This window comes from Streptomyces sp. NPDC005151 (assembly GCF_053599875.1).
In genome coordinates this window covers 1-6,730 of sequence record NZ_JBSFYR010000182.1, presented here as the reverse complement: position 1 = coordinate 6,730, position 6,730 = coordinate 1, and the positions used below count along the sequence as shown (strand labels likewise).

The 6,730-nt window shown below is 69.1% G+C and carries 7 protein-coding genes; 4 read left to right on the top strand and 3 right to left on the bottom strand.

What is annotated here, in order from left to right:
* The first annotated feature begins 93 nt into the window (after positions 1-93).
* The gene (locus ACWD6R_RS39365) at positions 94-531 is read left to right on the top strand and encodes a hypothetical protein (RefSeq protein WP_451823157.1); all 438 of its coding nucleotides are present in this window, start codon (positions 94-96) and stop codon (positions 529-531) included.
* Between the two features lie 104 nt (positions 532-635).
* Here ACWD6R_RS39365 and ACWD6R_RS39360 read toward each other — a convergent pair whose 3' ends face one another.
* Positions 636-1,661 carry a helix-turn-helix domain-containing protein gene (locus ACWD6R_RS39360; RefSeq protein ID WP_451823156.1) on the bottom strand — a complete coding sequence of 342 codons (1,026 nt, stop codon included), beginning with the start codon at positions 1,659-1,661 and terminating at the stop codon, positions 636-638.
* Between the two features lie 222 nt (positions 1,662-1,883).
* Between ACWD6R_RS39360 and ACWD6R_RS39355 the strand changes: the two genes are divergently transcribed.
* A complete protein-coding gene (locus ACWD6R_RS39355; RefSeq protein ID WP_451823155.1) occupies positions 1,884-2,879 on the top strand; it encodes a penicillin-insensitive murein endopeptidase in 996 nt (331 codons plus the stop codon).
* A 78-nt stretch (positions 2,880-2,957) separates the two neighbouring features.
* Here ACWD6R_RS39355 and ACWD6R_RS39350 read toward each other — a convergent pair whose 3' ends face one another.
* Positions 2,958-4,028 (bottom strand): peptidoglycan recognition protein family protein, encoded by a 1,071-nt coding sequence (locus tag ACWD6R_RS39350; RefSeq protein WP_451823154.1) that lies wholly within the window; start codon positions 4,026-4,028, stop codon positions 2,958-2,960.
* Positions 4,029-4,540: 512 nt separating this feature from the next.
* On the opposite strand from ACWD6R_RS39350, the gene ACWD6R_RS39345 reads away from it, so the two are divergent.
* Positions 4,541-5,461 (top strand): peptidoglycan-binding domain-containing protein, encoded by a 921-nt coding sequence (locus tag ACWD6R_RS39345; RefSeq protein ID WP_451823153.1) that lies wholly within the window; start codon positions 4,541-4,543, stop codon positions 5,459-5,461.
* Positions 5,462-5,772: 311 nt separating this feature from the next.
* On the opposite strand, the gene ACWD6R_RS39340 is transcribed toward ACWD6R_RS39345, so the two are convergent.
* Positions 5,773-5,985: a hypothetical protein gene (locus ACWD6R_RS39340; RefSeq protein ID WP_451823152.1), complete on the bottom strand. Its 213-nt coding sequence runs from the start codon at positions 5,983-5,985 to the stop codon at positions 5,773-5,775.
* Between the two features lie 33 nt (positions 5,986-6,018).
* Here ACWD6R_RS39340 and ACWD6R_RS39335 point away from each other — a divergent pair, with 33 nt between their 5' ends.
* Positions 6,019-6,600: a hypothetical protein gene (locus ACWD6R_RS39335; protein WP_451823151.1), complete on the top strand. Its 582-nt coding sequence runs from the start codon at positions 6,019-6,021 to the stop codon at positions 6,598-6,600.
* The last annotated feature ends 130 nt before the right edge of the window (positions 6,601-6,730 follow it).

The window sequence follows — 6,730 nt, the reverse complement described above, 5'->3', positions numbered from 1 at the left end:
TGAAGCCAGAGATAACCACGTCACAACAGCAGATCACAGGGCTTCCGGTGACCTTGCTGAACATCAAAGACGCCCTCCGGGCGGCTCAAGATAATGGCCGAGACCGAGCGGGAGAACATCCGCGAGTCGACCCTCGAAGGGCTCGACACCGCGGCCCGCAAGGGCAAGCACGGCGGCCGCCCGCCCGTCATCACCGACGACATGCTGCACACCGTGCTCCGGCGCCGCGCGAACGGCGAATCGGTCGAGCAGATCCAACCCGACCTGATCATCCCCACCGGAAAGCGCAAGGGCCAGGCCCCCAGCGTCGCGAGCATCTACCGTGCGCTCGCTGAGTACGAGAAGAGGGAGGTGTACCCCGAGGCCGTCGCCCAGGCACACGCCGACTTCGCCGACCTCCAAGACGCCGACGACATCCCCCGCCCCCGCCGAGCCCGCATCCGACGCCCGGAAGACCCGATCACGGCCGAAGAAGCGGACCTCCGTCAACGGCTCCAGGGCCAGGTACTCCAGAACACGGAGACCGAGTAAGCAACCAAGACCTCTCGGGGCAACAAGATCAAGTACTGGCGGCTTTTGGGCTCACCCCGGCGCTACCCGCACAGGGAGCGCCGCGGGCGGGCGCGCGGGGCACCCTAGGGCTGCACCGTGGCGAGCGGTGAGCATTCCGTCTCGCGCTGGCTGGGGATGGCGCCGCAGATGACGACCGTGTCGTGCGGGGCCTCGCGGGAGACGGCGAGCATGCGCGTATACGTGTCGGTACCCACCCGGATCACTGCGGACTGTTCCCGGCCCCACTTGTTCTTGATGGTGACGGAGTCGCCGAGCGTGCCGTTCTCGATCCGGCCCCAGACCGCCTGGCAGTCGGCGCTGTACCGCAGCTGAATGTGCATGCCGCGCAGCCAGAGCGAGCGGACGGTGACGGCGTCCCACTGACAGTCCATCGACTGCGGCTCCCGGCCGATGCAGTTGCTTTCGCGGCAGCCCGGTTCCGCCTCGGCCAGATCGGCCGAACCGCTTCGGGTGGGGTGCGACTCCTGGGGCCGCAGTGCCGACTGTGGTTCCTGCCGCGTCGCGATCCAGCCGCTCTGCATGTCCTGCCCGCTCACGGGGCCGATCGCCAGCGCGGTGGCGCCTCCGCCGAGCAGAGCACCGAGGGCAAGAAGGCCGGCCGTACGGATCGTTCGCCGCCACTCCGGAACGGCGGCCGCACGTGCGGTCTGCGGGGTGGGCGGCTCAGGTTCGCGCCGTAGCGGCTCGGGTTCGGGTTCGGGTTCGGGTTCGCTCAGTGACGGCTCGGGCTCGCGTACCTCAACAGGGGGCAGCTGGTCCGTTCTCACGGGCTCCGCCGCCGAGAGCGGGGCTCTGGATGCTTCCTGCTCCGTCGGCCGTTCCTTCTGTGCCTCGGACACCGCCGCCTGCAACAGCTCGAGCAACGGCGTGGGATCCGCGCCCGCCGCGCCCGCGAACTGCTCCACGGCAACCTTCGTCGGCAGCTGTTTGCCGTTCAGGAATCGCTCCCAGGAGGACCTGCTGTAGTGCGTACGGTCCGCCAGGCGGCCGAAGCTGAGCTGCGATGCCTCCTTGATGCGACGCATCTCGGCGGCAAGCGCCGCCCGTGGCTCGGTCGCTCCTGCGGTGCCGTCCGTCTCCCGTACCATGGGCTTCCCCCGTTCCGTTCACGACTGGCCACATCATGGGCACCACTGGTCACATGGTCAACATTCTTCCTCCGTGAGGAGGTCGAGGTGTCGGGCAGGCGGTTCACGTCCCAGCCGTCCCGGGATATCTCGAATCACCCTCCGGGACACTCGGTGGACGGCTGCGCGTGCCGATGATGTGTCGTTCTGCCCAAGGCACCCCATCCCAAGGAGCGAGCGGGTATGTCCCTGTCCACAGCCAGAACTCCTCTGTCCCTGCCGCGGCTTGTCGTCCTGCTGACCACGGCGCTGGCCCTTCTGCTCGGCCTCGGGCAGCCCGCGCAGGCCTTTGCCGGCGCCTTCTATCCGACTCAGAGCACCGGGAACCGGGGCTCCGACGTCGTCGCACTGCAGCATCTGCTGAACGCGCGCGGTCACAGCCTCGCCACGGACGGGGTGTTCGGCTCGGGCACGGTGTCGGCCGTGAAGGCGTTCCAGGGCGCGAACGGTCTCGTGGCCGACGGCATCGTGGGCCCGGCCACCTGGGGCAAGGTGATCAGCACCGTCCGCGAGGGCGACAGCGGTCCGGAGGTCAAGGCCGTTCAGTCGCTGCTGAACGCCAAGCGCGGCACGGGCCTCACCGTCGACGGGGTCCTCGGCTCCGGCACCGCCTCCGCGGTGCGCGCCTTTCAGAGCCACGCGGGCCTGACCGCCGACGGCATCGTCGGTCCCGACACCTGGCGCAATCTGCTGTGGCACTACGAGTCGGTGAACTTCGGCGCCGGAACGCTGTGCGACCAGAACCCCGACGGCAACACCGGCGCCAACTGGGGCACCGGCGCGGCGGTCGGCCAGCTGGAGGCCGCCGCGGCCGCATTCTCCTCGTACGGCCGCGGCCGGCTGCCCGTCGGCGACGTCAGCTGGGAGCACGGCGGTGACATCGCCGGTCACTCCAGCCACGAGGCCGGTATGGATGCCGATGTGTGGCCGATCCGCACGGACGCCGCGCAGTGCACCGCGGGCCGCATCACCTGGCAGTCCGCGGCGTACGACCGTGCCGCCACTCGCAAGCTGGTGCAGGCGATCCGCGCCGCCACGCCCGGACACATCAAGGTCATCTGGTTCAACGACCCCGTCCTGATCGACGAGGGCCTGACCGAGCCGCTGACCAACCACGACAACCATCTGCACATCCGGTACTGCGAAGCGGTCCACCCGAACTCGCTGTACGCCTGCTGACGAGTCCGGTCGTCATGAATGTGAGGGGTGTCGGGACGTCCGTCCCGGCACCCCTCTTCCCTTGGTCCCGAAGGCCGTTCAGGCGAGCAGCCGGCTCCAGGTGCGGGCGTCCACCACACCGTCGGCGGGCAGCCCCTTGGAGCTCTGGAAGGAGACGACCGCGCTCTGTGTGCCGGAGCCGAACTGTCCGTCAACAACGAGAGTCCAGCCGAGCGACACGAGCCGGCTCTGCACCGCCCGTACGGCATCCCCTGCATCCCCGCGTCGCAGCGGCGCGACCAGCTGGTTCCAGGTCTGCCGCCCGGCGACACCGTCCACCACGGCCTTGCAGGCGCTCTGGAAGTCACGTACGGCGGCCTCCGTGAGCGCGCCGAACGAGCTGTCGACGGTGAGCAAAGCCCCACGCCCCACCAGCAGATACTGCAGGGCCTTCACTCGCTCCCCGGTGTCACCGCTGCGCAGTGCGGGCCAGACCGGTGCGGTCGGATCGCCGCCGATCGCTGCTGCCACATCGGCGCGCAGCTGAGGCAGCAGCGCGTAGAGGCGATCGCCCGGGCAGTCGGTGTTGTTGAAGTCCCGGTGCCCGTAGATCTGGTACGCGCGCAACCCGTACTGCCGGCAGATGTGGGTGCACAGCTGGACCAGCGCCGAGTACTGCGCCGGTCGCGGCTCCTCGGTGTTGTACGTGCCCTCGGTCTCGATGCCGACGGCCACGGTGTTCTGCTCGGTGCAGTGAGCGGACTCGATGTACTGGGTGCCGGCGGCGAGCGTGGCCGCACTGCTGTGCCGGCCCTCCAGGATGTGGGCGCCGCGGCTGATCGTGAAGTGCTGACCGCTGTCGATCCAGCCCTTGACGTCCATGTGATGGGCCTGGATGGAGCGGGCGATCGCGAAGGAGTGCGCCTGCGAGTAGTCCGTGCTGTTCGCTGTCGCCGTGTGGTGCACGATGATCTTGTGCGGGATGGTGGGCAGCACGTTCACGGCGCTGCTGGGCTGACGCGCGCCCCACTGCGCACAGCCGGAGATCACCGGCCCGGCTGCGTACGCCGGCCCGGCGGACCGGAACGGGAGGAGAGCCCCCGTGCCCAGTGCGACAGCACCACCGAGCACAGCACGCCGGCGCAGATGGGGCCGATCGATCGACGTCATCGTCATGTCCTTCCGAGGAGAGGTTCCTGGGGAGACCGGCGTCGCGGTGCGTCGCCCGGTCTCCGCATCACGCTCCCCTGTCCCGCGTGTCTCAGGGACCCCTCTTCGCCGGTACGGGACGCCTCGGGACGCTCGGGAACGCGCGAGACGCCGGGAACCTCAGGGGCTCGAGACACCTCGGGTCGCCGTCCCGAGCGTCTCCTTGTTCGCATGAACGTCCCAACTGCCCTGTGAGACACGCTCATCCAGCACTTTCGGGGGTCAGAATTCGGTGCGGTCCGGCAACTGTGATCCAGACGGCCGACCGTGAATGTTCCATCGAACGCAAGGCAGGCGTCGCACCGGGAGGAGATTCTCCGGTTGCAGCGGACGCTCCTCCCGTGCATTCGTGAGCTGGAGAAGCGCCACGAGATCGGCTTCGCCTGGCCCGTTCCGTGACCCCCTACCCGAACCACCACAGCTGTCCACACACCGAAAGTGCTGACCCCGTTCAGCACACGTCAAGGAGCATCATGCAAAGACGTTTCCCCGTACTCGTCGCCACGGTTCTCGCGGCGCTCGTCGCCGTACTGCTCAACCCGAGCACCGCCTCGGCCGCCACCTGGCCGTTGATCGCCCGTGGTGACAGCGGCGCGCAGGTGACGACCGTTCAGCATCTGCTGTCCCACCGGGGCTACGCCACCACCGCCGACGGCATGTTCGGTGCGACCACCGAGACCAAGGTCAAGTCCTTCCAAAGCGCGAGCGGCCTCACCGCCGACGGCTCGGTCGGCCCGCTGACCTGGCCGAAGCTGATCGTCACCGTGCAGAACGGCAGCTCGGGCAGCGCCGCCAAGGCGGCCCAGACCCAGCTCAACCGGTACGGCTACGGCCTGGTCGTCGACGGGGCCTTCGGCTCTGCATCGACCAACGCCGCCAAGGACTTCCAGTCCAAGCGCGGCCTTGCGGCCGACGGCATCGTCGGCTCCGGCACCTGGAACGCCCTGGTCGGCGGCTCCGGCAGCGGCGGCTCCGGCAGCTCCCGTGCGCAGCTCGCCGCGTCCATCGACGCCAACTCCAAGATCTCGCTGCTGAACTACCACGTCAGCGGCGTCGTCGACTCCGACTCCACGGCCCAGGCCAACATCACCGACACCAAGAACGGCACCACCGCCGAGACCAGCAACTACAGCGACGTCGGCGAACGCGAGGTCTATCTCTCCACCGCCATGCTCAACGGCATGCTCAAGCTGGCCACCGAGAAGGGCTACACCTTCCTGGTCACCGAGATCGCCGGCGGTGACCACTCGAGCACCTCCAACCACTACGAGGGCATCGCGTTCGACGCGGACAAGATGTCCGTCAGCAACGCCACCTTCGTCAGCGCCTGCCGCGCGTACGGCGCCACCCAGGCCCTCGACGAGATCAACCACGTCCACTGCGCCTGGGATTAACGGACCCGCCGCAGGGAGGTCGCCCCGGTCACCCCGACCCGCCCGGCCGGGGCGACCGGGGCCTCGCAGTGCGACCGTCTTCGGACACGGCCTGGGTCTCCCGCTCCTTCACCCTGGTCAGGGCCTCCTGCGCGCTGCGCGTTCCAAGGGCCGCTGCCGGTCGACCAGCTTCTCCGCCGCCTGGGCTCCCGCGGGCCCGGCGTACCGGTGCAATGCAACGACCGGCCAGGTTGTCCAGGCGGCTGCTCCGCAGGTCCGCGACGAACCGCTCCGCGAGCGCCTTCGGGCTCCCAACGGAGTGCGGGCCGCGGTCAGTCGTCGCCTTCCAGCGGCAGCTCGAACGCCTCGACGATCCTGCCCGCCGCCGCCACGACCCGGGCGCTGCCGACGACCGGGGCGATGGCGGTCAAGGTCCCCTGCACCTGCTCCAGCGACACGCCGATGTCCGCGGCGGCACCGAGGTTGAGCAGGTAGGAGGCGGGAGCGGCGTCCATCGCCACCAGCGCCGCGATCCGCACCAGCATGTACGTGTCCGGGTCCAGCCCGACCGCTCGAATGTGTTGAGCTGCATCTGGACGAGGGTCTCGAAGACGGGTGCGTCGCCCGCGGCGAGGGCGCGGCGGGCCCGTCGGCACGGTCGTCCCATCGTCGCCCTGCGCTTCCTCCCCGACCTCGACACCTGCCGGGCGCGCAACCGGCTGCGGCCGGCCAACCGGCAGGTGCCCGACGACACGCTGCGCTGGCAGCACGACCTCGCGCGAGCGGTCACCCCGAGCGTCTTGCTCGCGGAGGGCTTCACCGCCGTGTACGAGGTCACCCCCACCGTGTCCTCCATTGCGCTGCCCGAAATCCGCTTCGCCGTCATCGCCGACCCAACCCGGCGGCATGCGTTCTTCGTGGCCACCCCCGCCGAGGACTTCGACCGGCTGGTGGCAGCGTACGCAGGCGAGCGCGACCTGACCGTGGCGCCGTTCGAGTTCACCGATCCGAGAATCGTCTTCGAGACGCAGATGTGGGTGGCCGAAACGCGGCAGGAGACCGGTCGACCCCCGATGCTCATGGTCGGCTCGGTCGAGAACGGCCAGTGGGTCAACTGGAACCTCGAAGCGCTCCCGCGCCCGCCCGTCCCCTCCTACTGACTCCACCGCATCTCCGTCGTGACCAGCAGAAAGGAGGCTCTCCTGCCGTATGTGTGGGTGCTCTGACCTGGTCTGATACGTGAAACACGCCGTTTCCTGTGACCCTTGAGGTGTTGAGACTCAAGTTGGA